Here is a 17740-nt window from a genome sequence, read left to right on the forward strand (position 1 = left end):
CGGCACGATGTCGCTGGTGGGGCCGCGTCCGCCGCTGCCGTCGGAGGTCGCCCGCTACGAGGACGACGTGCACCGCCGGCTGATGGTGAAGCCGGGGCTGACCGGCCTGTGGCAGATCAGCGGCCGGTCGGACCTCGAATGGGACGAGTCGGTGCGGTTGGATCTGCGGTACGTGCAGAACTGGTCGCTCCCCCTCGACTTCTACATCCTCTGGCGCACCGTGTTCGCGGTCCTGCGCCGCGAGGGTGCGTACTGAGCCTTCCTCACGTAGTGGCAGTACTCTGACGTGATTCGCGATCTTGGGTGTCGTCCGGGTTCTCTCCCGGGAGGATCCCGAACGGGATCCTCCCGGGACGGTTGGCCGGGGCCTTCGGGGAGTATTTGGGACCGCGGGTCCCGGGATGTTTGCCGAAAATGATCACTTTGGCTTGTCCCGTCCTGCCCCAGGCAAGGACTCGTGCAGCCTGCCAGCCGGAACCCGTCAACGACCGGTAGCTCAGCATGCCGGGCGATCTGACGATTGGTGTCGGGCGCGCGAGGAGCTGTGTGACCCACCGTCGATCGGGGAGACGTGTCGGACTCTAACCGGATCGACGACGCGTTGTTGCGCCTGGCCTGAGACCCACCTGGCTCGGCGGCTCTATCTCGCTGGCCGAGCGGAGATGCATCAAAGGATGCTCTGCGAAGCAGATCGTGGGCCCATCTCTGGCCGTCTCCCCCATCAACTTCTTGCTTGCGGTGGAGGGTCGTGGCAGCAAAATGAAGACACCGATGGCCGTCTCGAATGCTGGTGCCGCGGTGTCGGCGGGAGGGTGAACGGGAGTTGAGTCCTACAGAGAGTAGCGATCCAGGGGGGCGGAGCGGTGATCCGGTGTGTCTTCGTATAGTGTTGCAGTGCACACTCTGTTGGCGACGCCCATAGGGGTAACCTGTAGAAGGTTACCTGGTACACTTACCGCACGCGACGGCGCTTCTTGGCGAGGTGAGGCACGCTTTGAGATCGGGGGCGAAGTGAGGCGCTCAGCTTAATTTTTTTCGTAAAGAAGTGGCAAGCCGTCGCGGGGGTGGTAGTTGAGTCTTTGCTTCGCTGAGCGGACGCTGATCGAGTCCTGTCTCGCAGTCTCTTCTAGCGACCTGCTCCGTCCATTCCTGATTGCCGCAGATTTCCGTCAGGCTTTGCTGTCGCTAGTGCACGAGAAGCGTGAGAAGACTCCAAATTCAGTAGTATATCGAAATCGGGGGGACCTCTTATGCGAGGCCGTATTTCGCCGACTGTCAGTATCATCGTCCCGACTCTCAACGAAGCAAAAAATCTACCACATGTTCTCGCTCGACTACCGGGCGATGCTGAAATAATTCTGGTTGACGGCCACTCGACCGACGGAACCGTCGAAGTCGCTCGTCGTGTTCGGCCGGATATAGTCGTGACACACCAGAATCGCCGTGGCAAGGGAAACGCTCTGGCCTGTGGGTTCGCCCAGGCAAGTGGTGACATCATTGTCATGCTCGATGCCGACGGCTCAGCCGACCCGAGCGAGATTCCTGCGTTCGTTAATGCGCTCGAAGCGGGTGCTGACTTTGCCAAGGGCTCGCGTTTCGTCGCGAACGGCGGAAGCGCCGACATCACTCGTCTCCGTCGCCTCGGGAACCGTCTCCTGAACTTCCTGGTCAACATGCTCATTGGCTCGGACTTCACCGACCTCTGCTACGGTTACAACGCTTTTTGGCGACGGGTCGTCCCCATCTTCGACTTGGACACAGGCGGTGCCGGACCCCAAAAGCAGTGGGGGGACGGATTCGAGATCGAGACGTTGATCAACATGCGGGCCGTGCGGGCTGGACTTCGCATAGCGGAGGTCCCGAGTTTTGAACATCCACGCCTGCATGGGGTCAGTAACCTGAACGCATTCTCGGATGGTTTCCGGGTGTTGCGCACGATTTTCGTCGAGTCTTCCGCGTCGAGCGAGAAGGCTGAATTGGCGATCTATCCTAGGACCGATCCGCTTCCAATCCAGCGGGGTGCCGAAACGGTGAGCGCCCTACCCGCTTTCGAAGAAACGGCCTGATGTCCCTGTGCCGGGACGATTGTTCCCGAGTATGGGCCGTGCGGAGCGGTTCCGCCGGTGTGGCGGATGGTCAAATTTCGATGTATCAGAAGCCTGATAGTTCCCCTACCCATGAGGCGGTCCTACCACGACATGAACCGAGACCGCCTCTTATGACTTCACCCAAACCGTCAAGAGTCCCGCCTCGGGGGTCCGGACCGCGATCATCGTGAAGGTAATTCTGCTGGCACAGTTCTTTCCGCCGATCGTCGGTGGGGAGGAACGTCATGTCCTCAATCTCGGAAAGCAACTGGCTGAACGCCACGACGTCACGGTGATAACTTTTGGCCCTCGGGCGGCGGCCGAGAAGCGGGATGGCTTGGACGTGCGTCTAGTGCGGCCGACAACCGCAGGTCTTCCATTGCTTTACACGACCGACCGGGTCTATGCGCCGCCGGTGCCAGATCCGCTAGTAGCAGCGGCGATCGCCAGGATCGTGCGTGAGGTGAAGCCCGACGTTATCCATGCGCACAACTGGATCGTGAACAGTGCGCTGCCGCTGCGCAGGTACCTCGACGTCCCGATCGTCGTCACCCTGCATGACTACAGCCATGTCTGTGCCACTAAGCGGATGATGTTTATGGGGGAGCTGGTGTGCTCCGGCCCAGCACTGTCACGATGCATACGATGCACCAGAAACCACTACTCCGGGGTGGTGGGGCCCTTGACCTTCGCGGCTAACCGCGGTGGCACACGACGGCGCGACAGGGCCGTCGACCGATACCTTGCGGTGAGCAACGCCGTGGCCCGGCTCAACCGGCTGGACAGTGGGCGGATTCCCTATGAGGTCGTCCCGAACTTTATCCCCGACGAGCTCATCGGCGCGGAGCCTGGCGGACCGCCGGACGGGCTCGTCTCCGATGGCTACCTGGTTTTCGTCGGTGATCTGAGCCTGGACAAAGGGATAGGGGCACTACTCGGGGCTTACGAGAGGCTTCCGGATCATCGTCCGCCGCTGCTCGTTGTCGGCCGTCGGACGGCAGATTCACCGAGCTATTTTCCGCCCGGGGTGATTCTGAGCGAGCCGCGAGCTCATGCTGAGATCATGCGTGCCTTCGCTCACGCCAGCTTCGCTGTTCTGCCATCTACCTGGCATGATCCCTGTCCGACCGTTGTCCTCGAGGCTATGGCGTCCGGGACACCAGTAATCTCCACGCCGATGGGAGGTATCGCCGATATGATCACTGGCGGTCGGGAGGGAGTCCTGGTCCCCCCGGCCGACCCGGTGGCTCTCCACGACGCGATCGAGCATCTCCTGGCGGATGGTACTAGGCGGGCGCGCATGGGCACTGCCGCGAAGGAGCGTGCGAAAGAATTCACCGCGAGTCGGGTGGTGCCACGTATCGAGGAGGTCTATCGCGAGGTCGTCCGTGCATCGCTTCGTTGACCGTCGGAGGAACGAGGCCTCACCAGTCGAGAAACTCGACTCATCCTCGGTCGGCGGAATGCCGGCCTACCGCCTCCATGAGGAGGAGACGACTCTCATACCCCGGAATCTTCGTACCGCACGCACCGGGCGAGGCCGGGGGCCGGAGGCGACCCGGAGAGTGGTATCCGCTGGGCTGAGTGCGAGTTTGTTGACCGATCTGCACTACCGCGATCGTGGCGGGTTACTTTTACGCGCTGATTCCGAGAGGTACTGTAGGGAGACGCTACCGGTGGCGGCAGCCACCGCGGTGGGACTGCTGGCCGTCTCTGGTAGCTACGTACTCGGGCGCCAGGGTGAGAGTGGCACGGGCCTCCTGCTCTACTGGATTGGCCTGCTCCTGATCTTCGTTCCGGCCGGTCTGGGGCTCTTGGATCCGGCAACATCTCGGCGGGCGAGAATAACGGATTGTTTGTTGTTGGGCATGGGCCTCCTGCTGGCGTATCTGATACTCCAGATCCACCAGTTCGTCCGCTTTGACGAGATGCTCCATATCCGGACCTTGCATGACATCCGGGAAACGGGTCGTCTCTTCACGGCTAACTCTGGCTTGCCGGTCAGCCCGCGCTTCCCTGGACTCGAGGTGGTCACCAACGCGGTGGCACAGATCACCCGTCTGCCACCACAGCTCTCCGCCTTTCTTGTCATCGTGCTCTCTCGGGGTCTGCTGATCGCCGGCCTGTTCCTTCTCGCCGAGCAGGTGACTCGTTCCGCCCACGCCGCGGGTATTGCTGTCGGTATCTACAGCTGTAGCCCGCAGTTCTTCTTCTTCAACGCGCAGTACTCGTATCAGACGCTAGCCGTGGCTCTCGGTGTTCTGCTTCTCATGCTGGTTACGAACGAGGCGGCGGGCCGCACTGAAACCGTCTTGGCGGCGGGCGCGGCGCTGGCTCTCACCTTCTCGCACCATGCCACGAGCTGGGTGTTCGTCGCCATATTGGGAATGGTGACGGTCGCCGCGTTTACCCGACGGGACCGCCGCACCGCTACCATATTCCTGGGTATCACAGTGGCGGACCTTGTCCTGGTCGCGTCTTGGGCGATTGTCAGTGGTCCGCTGCTCAACCGATATCTCGGTCCAGTTTTTCACGATGCCGTTTTCCAGTTGACGGGAATCGCGAGCGGGACCGGTGAGACGAGAAAAATTTCGACAGATTCGAGTGGCACCAGGAACCCGCGCTGGGAAACTGTTCTCATTGTGCTCTCGCTGCTTATCTGGATGGCGACACTCATGCCGTTGGGCCCATTCCGGAGGAGACCTGCGGCGGACGGACGTGCGGGTGCGGTGCTGCGGTCGCTTCGATTGCTACAACTCCTGTATCCGATCGCCCTGGTGGCCACGATCGCCCCGAAGGCGGCGGAGATATCCGTACGTCTATCGACCTTCATCTTCATCGGGTTGTCGATCATCACCGCATACTCGATTGGCTGGTATATCGAGAACCATCGGAGGCCGCTGCGGTGGGTGGTGGCCCTTTTCGGCACCATAGCCTTCATGGGGGGCACCCTGATGGGCTCTGGACTCGATTGGAACCGCATACCGGGCCCCTACCTCGTCGTTGCCGACGGCCGTTCCATCGATAGCTCCGCCAACGCCGCGGCGCAGTGGGCGGCCCGGAATCTTCCCGACGGCGCCCACTTTGCCGCGGACCGGGAGCTAGGGGCGCTTTTGGCTGCCACCGGAAATCAGTATTTGGTGATCGGTGTACCTGGAGGTGGGAACACCGGACAGATCCTTTTCGCGCCGTCCTTCCATGCCCAGGCGCGGGATCTGCTCCGGAGAGGTCAGATACGGTATTATGTGATCGATCAGCGGCTGGCCGAGGGGTTGCCGCATGAGACGTACTACGTGGTGAATGGTGAGGCCCCGAAGGGGACGCGTCTCACCCATGCAGAACTCGGCAAGTTCGATATCACGCCTGGATCGCGGCGGATCTACGACAACGGAGCCGTCCGTATCTATGACGTCTCGGGCCTCTGGGAAGACTCGACCTCGGCTGTCCGGGCCGGCCGATGAGAGTCTTGATCCTCGTGCTCGAGGGGCTCGTGGGAACTTCGCTAATCGCCTTCGTGTATCAGGGGATCCGCTGGCTGGTTTTACAACGCCGGCCTCAGCTAACCGGCTTCTATGTGCATACCTGCGCGGCGCTGGCAGTCGTGTGCATCCTGATGTTCGTCTCTCTCGCTCTCTCCGCTTTGGGGTTAGCCACCCACGCAGTGGGCTACGACATTTTTCTTGCCGTAGTGGTGGCACTTCTTCTCCGGGCTGGTGCACCGTGGAGACCGGCAAGGCTGGTCATGATCCCGATGCCGAAACCGTCCAGCGCGCTGTTCTTGGCGATTGTCGTCGCTGTGTTCTGCGGGGCGATCGCGCTTTCCTGGCAGTCGGGATCGGTAGCGCGGCGACCGGTCACAGCAATCGCCGCGCGCAGTATCGACGGCAAGGTGGAAATCGAGGTGGTGCGTGGCTACCAGGATGAGCGGTCTTTTATATTACAGATAGTACGGGATGACGGGTCGGTATGGACTCGTCGTCTTTTTGGGGACGATGACGTCCGGCTCTATGTTGATCTTCGTGATGTCGGGGACCCGCGCGTCGCAACGGTTCAACTGATGGTCGGTAGTTACGTGGTCCGTTCCACTGAGATCGAGGATTAGGCGCGGGTGACGTGCGCTTGAACCCCGGGACAGCCGGTCCCGGAAGGATGGGTCGACCTGAGGAGGGGGAAATGGGGACGGCACTGAGGGTGCTCCAGGTGGCGGCACGATTCTTCCCGGACATGGGTGGTACCGAGACGCATGTCTACGAGACGAGTCGTCGACTCAACGCTACTAGTGACATTACCGTGGAGATATTGACGACCGACCGCAGCGGCAAGCTTCCCAGCAGGGAGAATGTCGCGGGAACGGTGGTGCACCGGGTCGCGGCGTGGCCGCAAGAGAAAGACTATTATTTGGCGCCGGCCGTTGCCAAAGTGGTCGGATTCGGTTCTTATGATCTTGTTCATTGTCAGGGAATTCACAATCTCGTGCCGCCGGTGGCGATGGCGGCGGCTCGCCTGAGGGGTATTCCGTATATTGTCTCACCGCATACCGGCGGTCATTCCTCGCAGGTCCGGAACACGGCGCGCCGAGTACAGTGGGGCCTGCTCGGGCCACTGATCAGGAACGCCCGCCGCGTCATCTGCGTCGCGGAGTTCGAGTCCCACATCTTCATGCGCCAAGCCGGGGTCGCTGCAGACCGGATCTCGGTCGTCCCGAACGGAGTGTCCATCGTTCCACCGAGTGGCCATGTCAAACCCGATACGAGTGAGCCGCTTGTCGTCTGCGTCGGCCGGTTGGAGAAGTACAAGGGACAGCGGCACCTTGTCCGCGCTCTGCCGAGTCTGATTACTCTAGTTCCTGACGTACGGCTGATGCTGGTGGGGCGGGGCCCTGATGAGCCGGAGTTGAGGCGCCTGGCTGACCGGCTGGGTGTGGTGGACCGGGTGAGTTTCACCTCGATCCCACCGGAGGACCGGCAGGCAATGTCTGACTGTATCGCGAGAGCGGGTGTCGTGGCCCTGCTTAGCGAGTATGAGGCTCATCCGGTCGCGGTCATGGAAGCCGTGGCCCTGGGTAGGCCGGTGGTGGTGGCGCCCACTGCCGGACTGGGAGAGCTGGCTGCGGCAGGGCTCGCGCAGAGCGTTGCGGATCCGGCCGATGAACAACTCGTGGCGAAGACGCTGGGCATCTACCTGCTCGCCAGCGCTGGGGACTCACCGAGCGAGACGAGGCCGACTCCCGAAATCTCCACCCTGCCGACCTGGGACGGCTGCGCGGAAGCCTTGGCGAGGATTTATCGTGAGTCGGTCTGATGAGGAGACGATCTTCTTAAGGCGCCAGACGCCAGCCGGGAGCGGTATCGTCCCGAGCGAATCCGTGCAGAAGGCTTCCGGTGCCGGTTTCGCGCGCCTGTTGACGATCGTGAGCTCCCTACTCGGCACCCAGCTCGGAACGTCTTTACTTGGAGCTGTGTTCTGGTCGGTCGCGGCGAGAACGCTCTCCATCGACGCCGTTGGGGTGGGCGCGGCGGCGGTGTCCTCGATGACGGTCCTCGGCACGATCGGAATGCTGGGGCTCGGGACGCTTCTCATGGTGCATCTTCCCGACCTGCCGGAGGACCGCCGCCTGACTCTGGTCCGCGCCTGCATGGCGCTGGTCACGGTGGCCGGGCTGCTACTCGGCCTGTTGTGGGCGTTCTGTACCCGCTGGCTCTCGACCACTCTGCAGCCAATCGGTAGCAGTCCAGGCAGTATAGCTGCCTTCAGTCTGGGAGTGGCCGCATTTACGGTGACCACCACTCTCGACTACGCGATCCTCCGGGCGGCGAGTGGGGCGATCCAGCTTGTTCGGAATCTGCTCGCCGCAATCGTCAGAGCAGGTCTGCTCGTTGCCTTTGTCATCGTGGGCCTGCGCACCGGCATGGACCTCTACGCCACCTGGCTTATTGCGTCGGTCGTCTCCCTCCCGGTTTGCTACAAGTACTTCAGGCGACCACCCTATCGAAACTCCAGACGAGCGGAACGGCAGACCGGGATCGCCGAGCTGAAGGCGATCAAGGGTGAGATAGCCGGCAATTACGTGCTGAGCCTCGCGCTGACCGTGCCGACTCTGATTCTTCCTGTAATCGCCGCCCTGACGACGACACCGGCGGACACCGCTCGATTCTCGACCGCTCGGCTGGCCGCTTCCTTTCTCTTCGTTGTTCCTTATGCACTGCCGACGGCCCTGCTTGCGCACACGGGCCGCGCCGAAGAGGAGGCGCGTGCCAAGATGCGCCTGACAATCCCGCTCGGGCTCCTGATCAGCGTGACGCTCTGCGCACTCGCGGCATCCGTCACGAGTCTGATTCTGCTGCCGTTCGGAGAAGCCTACACCGATGGTAGGTCCGTCGCCGCCTTCCGGATTCTCATCCTTGCCACGATATCGTTGGTCGTCAAGGATCACTATGTGACTCTTCGTCGGGTACAGGGCCGCATGGCCGCGGCGGCCAGGGTGATTGCCTGCGGAACGGTTCTTGAGATCGCGTTGGCCTTCGGGGGGGGCCGCATGTTTGGGACGACGGGTCTATGCGTCGGCTGGGTCACCGCCGTCTTCATCGAGGCGGTCGTCGTAGCGCCGGTCCTCCTGAACGTGTGGCGTGACCGGCCGCAGACGTCTGGTTCGTCATCGGTGGCCATCGAGCGGGTACCCGGATGAATTGGCATGGCACCCGAAACAGAGCGGTGACCAGAAGCGTCTTGGGGTGGTCGTGAGGTGACGGAACAGCGACTGACGACCTGTACTCGGCGCCGGAGATTCGACGAGCGAGACCCATGGACGAATGCCGGGATATCAGGGGGAAGGTAAGCGTTTTGCATTCGACGACGGAACCGACGGTGAGTGCGATTGTATGCGCATACACACTCGAAAGATGGGAACTGCTGAACAGAGCGATCGACTCCCTGCTCGCACAGAAGTACCGTCCGATAGAGATAATTCTCTGCATCGACCACAATGAAGAGCTTTTCCAGATGGCCGCCAAGAGATTCTCTGATCGAGACGCGGATGTCCGGGTAGTGGTCGTGGAGAACCGCTATCCGGGACGGCTGGGATCAGCTCGCAACACCGCAGCCGAAATCGCTGCGGGTGAGATATTGGCCTTCCTCGATGATGATGCTCGCGCTGACCCTTCCTGGCTGGCGGAGATCGTAGCGGTCTTCGGCCGTCGCGACGTGGTCGCGGTCGGCGGCGCGCCGCTTCCGGACTTCGCCGTTCCTCGCCCTCGCTGGTTTCCCGGCGAGTTCGACTGGGTCTTTGGATGCAGTTATGAGGGCCTGCCCAAGACTCTCGCACCGACCCGACGCCTGATCGGCGCCGCCATGTCGGTCCGTCGTTCCGCCCTGGCTGAGATCAACGGATTCCACTCCGACAACCATGACGACATGGATATGTGCCATCGGCTGGCAGACCGCTGGCCTCATCTGAAGGTGATGTATCAGCCGGCGGCAGTGGTCCACCATCACGTGCCGAAGGAGAGGCTGACCTGGCGGTACTTCTGGAAGCGTTGTTACACGGTGAACAAGGGCAAGGTCGCCGCATTCCGAGGCATGGGAAGCGCGGCCAGCATGGCGGCCGAGCGGCGTTTCGTCGCGCAGACGTTGAGTGGTGGCCTGGCACGGGAACTCCGGGCGGTCCGTGCGGGTGAACTCTCCGGGGCGTTGCGATCGGCCACCATGCTGGCCGGGGTCGCGGCGGCCGGCAGCGGATACCTCGTGGGCACTTTTCACCAGTACCGCGCCGGTCGGTGATTCTCCCGGGAACGTACGCCGCTGTGGTCGATCCGGTAGCCAGGAAAAGGAAGTGACATGTCCCGGACGATAATCGTGGGATCGGGTCCCGCTGCCGCGGGAGCGGCTCTGGCACTGGCCGAGGACCCGACCCAGGAAATCCTGGTCGTGGACATCGGGACGCGGCTCGAGGCCGAAGCTGCCAACATCGTCGACGAGCTCGGTCGCTCAGAGTCGGACGAGTGGCGTTCCGACCAGGTTAAGATCATCAGTCGTCAGCCGGTGCCCACCTCGCGCCGGGCCCTTCCGGAGAAGCGGGTCTACGGATCCGACTTCCCCTTCCGGGACGAGGGGCAGCTCCGCGGGGTGAGTGCGATGGTGGGTGCGAACCGGGCCGTAGTCTCCAGCGCGTACGGCGGTTTCAGTAATGTGTGGGGCTCGCAGTTGATGCCCTTCAGCAAGGCGACTTTCGGCCATTGGCCCTTCACCCTCCAGGAGTTGGAGCCGCATTACCGCCGAATCCTTGACCATGTCCCGATGTCCGGCGCGATCGACGATCTGGCCGAGTTGTTTCCATTGTTCCGGGAGCCACGACCGCTGCCGACCCTGGCACCGCGGACCCGCCAGGTTATTGGTGACTACGGTAGGCATCGGGAGCGGCTGCGCCGCGACGGCATCACCGTCGGAAAGGCTCGCCTGGCCCTCCGGGGTGGCGAGTGTGTCCGCTGCGGTCTCTGTATGACAGGCTGTCCTTACCGGCTGATCTATTCCTCCGCACAGACATTCGACCAGTTGATCAGCGAAGGTCGGGTCAAGTACCTGCCGGGACTCCTGGTATTCCGGGTTGAGGAGTCCGAGTCCGGGGCCCGTCTGTTCGCCCGGGAGACCGTGAGTGGCCAGACCCAGGAGCTAGAAGGAGATCGGATCTTTCTCGCCGCGGGCGCCCTGGGCAGCACGAGGATTGCTCTGAACTCGTTGCGTTGGTTCGATGAGCGGATCGAGCTCGCCGAATCTGCGCAGTTCACGGTTCCCATGCTGTCGCGGCGCCGGACACCTGATCCGCGTGCGGACGGGGAGATGACTCTCAACCAGTTCAATATGATTGTTGTGCTGGATGACGTCGGTCTCGATGTATCACAGATCCACTTTTATCCCTATAATCCCGCGATCACCGAGGCGCTTCCGCGGGTCCTGCAGTCCGGTTGGGGCTCCGTACTTGGTGACGAGGTTCTTCGGCGGCTTACGGTCGGTCTGGGTTATCTCCCGTCGTGGGCCTCTCCGCGGCTACGGGTTCAGGCTGTCCCGTCTGCTGGTGAAGCGGATCTCCCGGAAATTCACCTGAGCGGTACCCGTGACGGCGTCCTCGGAAATGGGCTGCTCCGGAAGGTGGTGCGACGGCTCGTCACCGCCGCCCCGTTCCTCGATCTGTGGCCGGTGGTGCCGATGGTTTCCTGTTCGGCGCCGGGTAAGAGCTACCACTGGGGTGGGAGCTTCCCGCATTCCTCCGGGGTTTCGGGAACCCGGCATACAAGTGACATGCTTGGCCGGGTAGGGGGGTGGCGGCGTATTCACCTGGTTGACGCATCGGTGTTCCCTTCGGTGGCGGCGACGACATTCACTTTTACGATCATGGCAAATGCACACCGAATAGGATCAGAGGTGCGAGGGTTGTGACGAATACGGGTACGCGCACCGTGGGGATCACCGGTGCCCAGGGTTATGTGGGCGGCGTGATCCAGGACGCGCTACGCAAGGATGGCTGGACGACCGTGCAACTGGTTCGACGGCCGCCAGCCGACCTGACGGAAGAATGGCGCTTCTATGACTCCAGGCGAGCTCTCGCCCCCGGCCTTCTCGATGGTCTGGATGCGCTTGTGCATTGTGCCTACGACATGAGAGCCCGGCGCTGGCCGGATATTCAGGCGGCAAACATCCACCCGACTCGAGCTCTTCTGGAAACGGCGCAGAATTTCGTCCCGAAGGTCGTCGTCATCTCGTCGATGTCGGCTTATGAGGGGACGGCGCAACTATATGGGACGGCGAAACTCGCCATCGAACGCGACGCCCTCGCCTTCGGCGCCTCGGTAGTGCGGCCGGGCCTGGTCTACGGAAGGAGGGCGGGGGGGATGGCCGCCACGCTCACCCGGTTGTCCCGCCTTCCGGTGAGTCCGGCTCCGAGTGGGAACCCCTACCAGTTCACTGTGGAGGAGGAAGATCTGGCTGCTGTGGTGGCTGCGATCCTGGTCAAGGATAGTCAAATTTCGGTGCCGCTTGGTGTCGCGCATCCAGAGCCGGTGTCCTTCCGGCACATCGTTGCGAAGTTTGCGGGCGAGGCGGGTCGTTCGCCACGATTCCTCCCCGTCCCGTGGAAGGCGCTGTACGGTTCTCTCGTGGCCTTGGAGGCGATGCGGATACCACTGCCGGTACGTTCGGATTCGATACTCGGTCTTGTCCGCCCCGCCCCACAGGTGGTGAACTATGAGCGTGTCAAGGAACTCGGTGTATCGTTGCGTCCGTTCCCGCGCTGAGTGGGACCTGGAGGGCGTGCCGGATTCGTATTGACGCCAGAGGCCCGGAGTGGCGACGCGCGCCCGCCAGTCGATCAGCACATGCTGTGAATCGCCTGTCACCTTCCGTCGAACCACGCTGCGGCGATACCCATTCGCCGCAGGCGGAACGGCCGGCCTAATGGCGTCTAGGCTCCTTGCCCACTTGGTATGGCCAGGGCGCTGTCACCACCCTGCAGCCGTAACGGTTAATGATCAGCCCGGTAGCATGCACGAATCGAGGCTTCGATCGACCGGTGACCGCGGCGTTCCTCGACCGATGGCTCTCTTGTTGTCGCTGTGGGTGTCCTACGGGTTTGTGGTGGGATGATGCCTGCGCCAGGACGGCGGGATCCCCATTTGCTCACCTCCTCTGACGGATGGTAGTTTCTGCGGAAAATGAGATGGCTTACCGTCGAGTCAACTGGTCGTGCCGGCGGAAGATGTGGGGCGTGGTGGATGAAACCTCGGGTGAGGCGTTGGAGACTGAGTCGACGCGGAGGACTGGTCGCTCTTCTTCTCGTCTGCCTGGTCGTGGGATGTGGAACCTCGAAACGGGAATCTGGTTCGCCGCAGGCCACGCCTCGACCTTCGGTGGCTGGTCCGGGCGTTGGCGGCATGGTGACCTCCTCCGCGCTACCATCCGGCCCACCGTCGGCGACCGGCGCCTCGGCAGGTTCTAGTCCCCGATCCTCCGGAGAGGTTTCTCCGCCGAATGGTCCGCGGACTCCGCGAGAGGATGACGGGATGGAGCCGCGACTGCTGTGGTCCGATGAATTTGACGGTCCGGCGAACGCCTCGGTTGATCCCGCCAGGTGGTTGATCACGCAAGGGGGGAAATGGGGGCCGACGGACGTCTCCTGTTATACGGCCGATCCCCGTAACGTCGGCCTGGACGGCAAGGGCCATCTCAAGCTGACGGCGATTGCGGAGAAATCTCCCGTAAAAACCTGTGGGGATACTCACTTCTCGTCGGGCCGGGTGGAGACCCGCGGTAAGGCCTCCTGGAGATATGGGTACTTCGAGTTCCGGGCCCGGCTGCCGATCGGTACCGGGACGTTGCCTGCTCTCTGGCTCCTAGGGCCGAACGGAATTTATGACTGGCCTCGCTCCGGCGAGATCGATGTCGTCGAGGCGACGGCAAACGAGCCGGCCACGGTCCATACCAACATTGTTGGAGTGGATGGCTCTGGAAATCGTTGGGAGGCCGGCTGGTGGGGGCGGGGAAAGAACTATGTCTACCCAGGTGGCACGCTTGCGGATCGCTATCATAACTATGCTCTTGACTGGGGGCCGAACAGGCTCGACTTCTATTTCGACGGCCTTCTCATCCGCCATCTCGAGCCGAAGGACACGCCGGTTTGGCTGTGGAACAAAGACTTCTATATAATCATGGATGTCGCCGTCAGCGCGAAGCTGAGCCCCCCGCTTCCGCCGGCCTCCGCGTTCCCGCAGACGCTGTTCGTAGACTATGTGCGTGTCTATTCAGGCAGACCTTAGAAAGGCCGGACTTCCAAGATTTTTTCGGCTGGCGCCCCGACGATACTGTGGCAGTGCCCTGCGAAGTGGCTTATACCCGCCGGCTGAAATCAACGATCTACCGGCAGTGGACGACCATTTCTCATCCATTTTTTGCCAGGGGAGTGTTCGTTGAAGAATGTTGTTCTTCGGGACATTGACCGATTTGTCTACTACGACAACGATGGCCGTCGACCCCGCTCGATCGGGGCCAGTCGCATCGCTGCTGTTCTGAACAACCCCGGCCTCCAGGCGATCCTCGTCTACCGGTTCGGTGCGTTCGTCGCAAGTCCGCAGAAAGGCGTAGCCGGGGCGGCAGGGCGGCTCTTGGGCACGGTTGTCTACCGCGTTCTGTCTCGGGTTTCGCAGATCGTGACGGGTATCTGGATCTCCCCCGCCGCCAGGATAGGTCCGGGATTTTTTATCGCCCATTTTGGGGGTGTGATCATTGGTGCCTGTGAAATTGGTGAGAACTGCAACGTAGGACACGATGTGACGATAGGAAAGAGTGGTACTGGCGAGAAGTTCGGTCGCCCGACAATCGGCGATCGGGTGAGTATCGGGACTGGAGCGAGGATCCTGGGTCGTCTTGAGGTGGGAGACGACGCCCTGGTGGGCGCCAATGCCGTGGTAACCCGATCGCTTGCTGCTCGATCGGTCGCGGTGGGTGCTCCTGCCCGCGTGGTCTCGAGCCGGGGCGCCTTCGAGTATGTCGAGTACTTCGGGATGGTGCGGGACGAGGCCAGAAGGGCGTCGCTCGGCCTGGTCAGCTCGCCATAGCCTCGCCCTGACCTCGTCCACCGTCGTCCTACTACCGTGCGGGCATCGTGATGTGTCTGTCGGGCCGTGGCCTATGGTGCCGTGGTGACGCCGTCCTTGAGCCCGGAGCCGCCCTCCCCGCCGCTTGCTGAGGAGGAGGGCGCCGTGCCTTCTTCTGACGACCCGCCCGTGGGACGTCCCACGGCTTCTGGGGCTTCTGGTCCCGCTGCCGATCCGGGAACCTCGGCCCGTCCGGGAGCTCCCGCAGGCGGTGGGACCGGGACCGGTAGCGACACGGGGATCGCGATGGGGCGCGAGCGCCGCATCCCGCCGCCGGAGCAGTTCCGTGGGCCAGTCATTGCCCGGCGTGGCCAGGTGGAGCACTCCACCACGGATCAGCGCCTGCTCGACACCCGCAGCCCCTCGGGGTTCGTCCATTCCGACCCGTGGCGGGTCATGCGGATCCAGAGCGAGTTCGTCGAGGGTTTCGGCCTGCTCGCCGAACTGCCACGGGCGGTGACCGTCTTCGGCTCGGCCCGGATTCCCCCGGACAGCCCGTTCTACGGGCAGGGCCGGCTGCTCGGCGCCGCGCTCGCCGAGGCCGGCTTCGCGGTGATCACCGGCGGGGGGCCGGGCGCGATGGAGGCGGTGAACCGTGGGGCCCAGGAGGCCGGCGGCCTGTCGGTGGGCCTCGGCATCGAGCTTCCCTACGAGCAGCGGCTCAACGACTGGGTCGACCTCGGTGTCAGTTTCCGCTACTTCTTCGTCCGCAAGACGATGTTTGTGAAGTACGCCGAAGCGTTCGTGATCCTCCCTGGTGGGTTCGGCACGCTCGACGAGCTGTTCGAGGCGCTGACCCTGGTCCAGACCGGCAAGGTCACCCGGTTCCCGGTGGTGCTGATCGGCTCCGAGTACTGGTCGGGACTCGTCGACTGGATGCGGACGACCCTGCTGCCCGCCGGCCTGGTCCAGGAGCGGGACCTGCAGATCCTCTCGATCACCGACGACATCCACGAGGCCGTGCGCATCATCCTGGAGGGAACCGCCGGGCACACCCGGCCCGCAGGTATGGATATTCCGTGAACGTCTGCGTGTACTGCGCGTCCTCCGAGCTGATCGACCCCTCGTACGTCCTGCTGGCGGCCCAGACCGGCACCGAGCTCGCCCGGCGCGGCCACACCCTGGTTTCCGGCGGAGGCTCGGTGTCGTGCATGGGGGCGATCGCCCGGGCGGTGCGGGCCAGCGGAGGTTACACGGTCGGCGTGATTCCGCGGGCGCTGGTCGCGATGGAGGTCAGCGACCTGGACGCGGACGAGATCATCGTCACGGAGACCATGCGGGAGCGTAAGGCGCTCATGGACGCGCGCTCGGATGCCTTCCTGGCGCTGCCCGGGGGCCTGGGCACCCTCGAGGAGCTGCTCGAGGTCTGGGTCGCCGGGGTCCTGCGCATGCACACCAAGCCCGTGGTGCTCCTCGACCCCGACGGGGTCTTCGCCCACCTGCGGATCCTCGTCGACGAGATGGTCGACCGCGGGTTCGTCCGCCCGCGCGCCCGGGACACCCTCCGCTGGGCGACCGGCATCGGCGAGGCGGTGGACTTCCTGGAGGCGGGCGTGACAGCGGCGACCGTCACCTCCCCTCCGCCCCCGACCCCGACCCCGCGGGAGATCGTCGAAGGCGACTGAGCCCGTTCCTGTTCCTCAGGCGAGGCCGCGGCGAGCGACGGCGAGGTCGACGTCGCCCCGGATCGCCGCGACCATCCGCAGCGTCCGCCGCGTCGCCGCCACTTGGTGCGCCCGGAAGACCCGGGCCCCGAGCCAGGCGCTGACCGCGGTCGCGGCCAGCGTGCCCTCCAGGCGTTCGTCGATGCCGGTGTCCAGGGTCTCCCCGACGAAGTCCTTGTTCGACAGCGCGACGAGCACCGGCCACCCGGTAGCAACCAGTTCCGGCAGCCGGCGGGTGGCCTCAAGGGAGTGGCGGCTGTTCTTGCCGAAGTCGTGCCCCGGATCGACGAGGATCGCATCCGGCCGGACCCCGAGCGACACCGCCCGCTCGGCGAGCCCCACCGTGGTGGCGACGATGTCGGCGACCACATCGTCGTAGACCATCCGGTGCGGCCGGGTGCGTGGCGGCAGATGGCCGGCGTGGGTGCAGACCAGACCGACGCCGAACTCGGCCGCGACCTCGGCGAGCGCCGGGTCCACCCCGCCCCAGGCATCGTTGAGCAGGTCGGCGCCCTCACCCGCGACGACCCGTCCGACCTGCGCGCGCCAGGTGTCGACGCTGATGACCAGCCGGGGATGGCGGGCCCGGACCTCGGCGACGAAGCCACCCACACGGCGCAGCTCCTCGGCCGCGCTCACCTCGCCGCCGGGCGCGGCCTTCACCCCGCCGATGTCGATGATCCCCGCCCCCTCGTCGACCGCACGGTCGACCGCAGCCAAGGCCTCGGCCGCACCGTATGTCGCCCCGCGGTCGAAGAAGGAGTCCGGGGTGCGGTTGACGATCGCCATCACGATCAGCTCGGTCGGCTCGAAGGTCCGCGGACCCAGTCGTAGCGGACCCAGTCGTTGCGGATCCAGTCGTTGCGGATCCAGTCGTTGCGGATCCAGTCGTTGCGGGGCCGGGTGGGCAGTGTCGGCATGCACCGGGCCAGCCTGCCAGAATCACCACGATCGGCGGGCCGTGGCACGATCGGATGCGTGGTGCTCGTCATCGAGATTGTGATCGTGGCCGCCGTCGTCTTCGCGGTGGCCGCGCTGGCCGTCGGTCGCTTCGATCGGCTCGCCCCGGCGCCGCCGGACGGCGCTCCTACCGGACTACCTGCCGGCATGGTGACAGCCGGTGACGTTGCCCGCACGCGGTTCGGGATGGCGCTGCGTGGTTACCGGATGGCCGAGGTCGACGCCGTCCTGCTTCGGCTCGCCGACGAGCTGGCCTGGCGGGACGAGGAGCTGGCCCGGCGGGACGAGGAGCTGGTCCGGCTGGCCGCCTTCGCGCGCGTCGACACCGCGCCATCGCCGGACGGGCATCGGGATACTCGCTCGCCACAGATCGACGAGTGATCGCCGCCGA

17 protein-coding genes are annotated in these 17740 nt (G+C 63.8%); 15 read left to right on the forward strand and 2 right to left on the reverse strand.

Annotated elements, in window-relative coordinates; translation table 11 throughout:
- The 14 genes from BMG523DRAFT_RS17085 to BMG523DRAFT_RS17150 all read left to right on the forward strand — a co-directional run.
- Positions 1–256 (forward strand): sugar transferase (locus BMG523DRAFT_RS17085; RefSeq protein ID WP_043591624.1); only part of this gene is annotated, 256 nt, incomplete at its 5' end.
- A gap of 994 nt (positions 257–1250) precedes the next feature.
- Entirely contained in the window at positions 1251–2066 is an 816-nt protein-coding gene (locus BMG523DRAFT_RS17090) for a glycosyltransferase family 2 protein (protein ID WP_011438226.1), read from the forward strand.
- Positions 2067–2274: 208 nt separating this feature from the next.
- Positions 2275–3492, forward strand: a complete 1218-nt coding sequence (locus BMG523DRAFT_RS17095; RefSeq protein ID WP_023841750.1) for a glycosyltransferase family 4 protein — start codon at positions 2275–2277, stop codon at positions 3490–3492.
- A gap of 271 nt (positions 3493–3763) precedes the next feature.
- Positions 3764–5548: a glycosyltransferase gene (locus tag BMG523DRAFT_RS17100; protein WP_193359372.1), complete on the forward strand. Its 1785-nt coding sequence runs from the start codon at positions 3764–3766 to the stop codon at positions 5546–5548.
- Entirely contained in the window at positions 5545–6189 is a 645-nt protein-coding gene (locus BMG523DRAFT_RS17105) for a hypothetical protein (RefSeq protein WP_011438223.1), read from the forward strand. The genes BMG523DRAFT_RS17100 and BMG523DRAFT_RS17105 overlap by 4 nt, the downstream gene beginning before the upstream one ends.
- Positions 6190–6287: 98 nt before the next feature.
- Positions 6288–7388: a glycosyltransferase family 4 protein gene (locus tag BMG523DRAFT_RS17110; RefSeq protein WP_235463206.1), complete on the forward strand. Its 1101-nt coding sequence runs from the start codon at positions 6288–6290 to the stop codon at positions 7386–7388.
- Positions 7375–8772 carry a lipopolysaccharide biosynthesis protein gene (locus BMG523DRAFT_RS17115; protein WP_011438221.1) on the forward strand — a complete coding sequence of 466 codons (1398 nt, stop codon included), beginning with the start codon at positions 7375–7377 and terminating at the stop codon, positions 8770–8772. Before BMG523DRAFT_RS17110 ends, BMG523DRAFT_RS17115 begins: the two co-directional genes overlap by 14 nt.
- Before the next feature lie 116 nt (positions 8773–8888).
- Complete coding sequence (locus BMG523DRAFT_RS17120; RefSeq protein WP_023841752.1) at positions 8889–9863, forward strand: glycosyltransferase family 2 protein; 975 nt, start codon at positions 8889–8891, stop codon at positions 9861–9863.
- A 57-nt stretch (positions 9864–9920) separates the two neighbouring features.
- A complete protein-coding gene (locus tag BMG523DRAFT_RS17125; RefSeq protein ID WP_011438219.1) occupies positions 9921–11516 on the forward strand; it encodes a 4Fe-4S ferredoxin in 1596 nt (531 codons plus the stop codon).
- Complete coding sequence (locus BMG523DRAFT_RS17130; RefSeq protein WP_011438218.1) at positions 11513–12370, forward strand: NAD(P)-dependent oxidoreductase; 858 nt, start codon at positions 11513–11515, stop codon at positions 12368–12370. Before BMG523DRAFT_RS17125 ends, BMG523DRAFT_RS17130 begins: the two co-directional genes overlap by 4 nt.
- A gap of 765 nt (positions 12371–13135) precedes the next feature.
- On the forward strand, positions 13136–13888 hold the full coding sequence (locus BMG523DRAFT_RS17135) for a glycoside hydrolase family 16 protein (protein WP_023841754.1): 753 nt from the start codon (positions 13136–13138) through the stop codon (positions 13886–13888).
- Positions 13889–14038: 150 nt separating this feature from the next.
- A complete protein-coding gene (locus BMG523DRAFT_RS17140) occupies positions 14039–14686 on the forward strand; it encodes a serine O-acetyltransferase (protein ID WP_011438216.1) in 648 nt (215 codons plus the stop codon).
- 285 nt (positions 14687–14971) lie between these two features.
- The gene (locus BMG523DRAFT_RS17145; RefSeq protein WP_011438215.1) at positions 14972–15748 is read left to right on the forward strand and encodes a TIGR00730 family Rossman fold protein; all 777 of its coding nucleotides are present in this window, start codon (positions 14972–14974) and stop codon (positions 15746–15748) included.
- Positions 15745–16350 carry a TIGR00730 family Rossman fold protein gene (locus tag BMG523DRAFT_RS17150; protein WP_011438214.1) on the forward strand — a complete coding sequence of 202 codons (606 nt, stop codon included), beginning with the start codon at positions 15745–15747 and terminating at the stop codon, positions 16348–16350. Before BMG523DRAFT_RS17145 ends, BMG523DRAFT_RS17150 begins: the two co-directional genes overlap by 4 nt.
- A 15-nt stretch (positions 16351–16365) precedes the next feature.
- On the opposite strand, the gene folP is transcribed toward BMG523DRAFT_RS17150, so the two are convergent.
- Together folP and BMG523DRAFT_RS26605 are read right to left on the reverse strand one after the other, a co-directional pair.
- Complete coding sequence (folP, locus tag BMG523DRAFT_RS17155; RefSeq protein ID WP_011438213.1) at positions 16366–17178, reverse strand: dihydropteroate synthase; 813 nt, start codon at positions 17176–17178, stop codon at positions 16366–16368.
- A 5-nt stretch (positions 17179–17183) separates the two neighbouring features.
- Positions 17184–17381, reverse strand: coding sequence for a hypothetical protein (locus BMG523DRAFT_RS26605; RefSeq protein ID WP_148214919.1), 198 nt, complete (start codon positions 17379–17381; stop codon positions 17184–17186).
- Here BMG523DRAFT_RS26605 and BMG523DRAFT_RS17160 point away from each other — a divergent pair.
- Positions 17368–17730 (forward strand): DivIVA domain-containing protein, encoded by a 363-nt coding sequence (locus tag BMG523DRAFT_RS17160; RefSeq protein ID WP_063579555.1) that lies wholly within the window; start codon positions 17368–17370, stop codon positions 17728–17730. The two genes, BMG523DRAFT_RS26605 and BMG523DRAFT_RS17160, sit on opposite strands and share 14 nt — an antisense overlap.
- Positions 17731–17740 lie beyond the last annotated feature (10 nt).

Source organism: Frankia sp. BMG5.23 (assembly GCF_000685765.2).
GTDB lineage: Bacteria > Actinomycetota > Actinomycetes > Frankiales > Frankiaceae > Frankia > Frankia casuarinae.

Coding starts and splice junctions, on each gene's coding strand:
- BMG523DRAFT_RS17135 (WP_023841754.1), top strand. CDS start 13,136: ATGGAGCCGCGACTGCTGTGGTCCGATGAATTTGACGGTCCGGCGAAC.
- BMG523DRAFT_RS17145 (WP_011438215.1), top strand. CDS start 14,972: ATGGGGCGCGAGCGCCGCATCCCGCCGCCGGAGCAGTTCCGTGGGCCA.
- BMG523DRAFT_RS26605 (WP_148214919.1), bottom strand. CDS start 17,381: ATGACGAGCACCACGCATCCGATCGTGCCACGGCCCGCCGATCGTGGT.
- BMG523DRAFT_RS17125 (WP_011438219.1), top strand. CDS start 9,921: ATGTCCCGGACGATAATCGTGGGATCGGGTCCCGCTGCCGCGGGAGCG.
- BMG523DRAFT_RS17090 (WP_011438226.1), top strand. CDS start 1,251: ATGCGAGGCCGTATTTCGCCGACTGTCAGTATCATCGTCCCGACTCTC.
- BMG523DRAFT_RS17120 (WP_023841752.1), top strand. CDS start 8,889: ATGGACGAATGCCGGGATATCAGGGGGAAGGTAAGCGTTTTGCATTCG.
- folP (WP_011438213.1), bottom strand. CDS start 17,178: ATGGCGATCGTCAACCGCACCCCGGACTCCTTCTTCGACCGCGGGGCG.
- BMG523DRAFT_RS17105 (WP_011438223.1), top strand. CDS start 5,545: ATGAGAGTCTTGATCCTCGTGCTCGAGGGGCTCGTGGGAACTTCGCTA.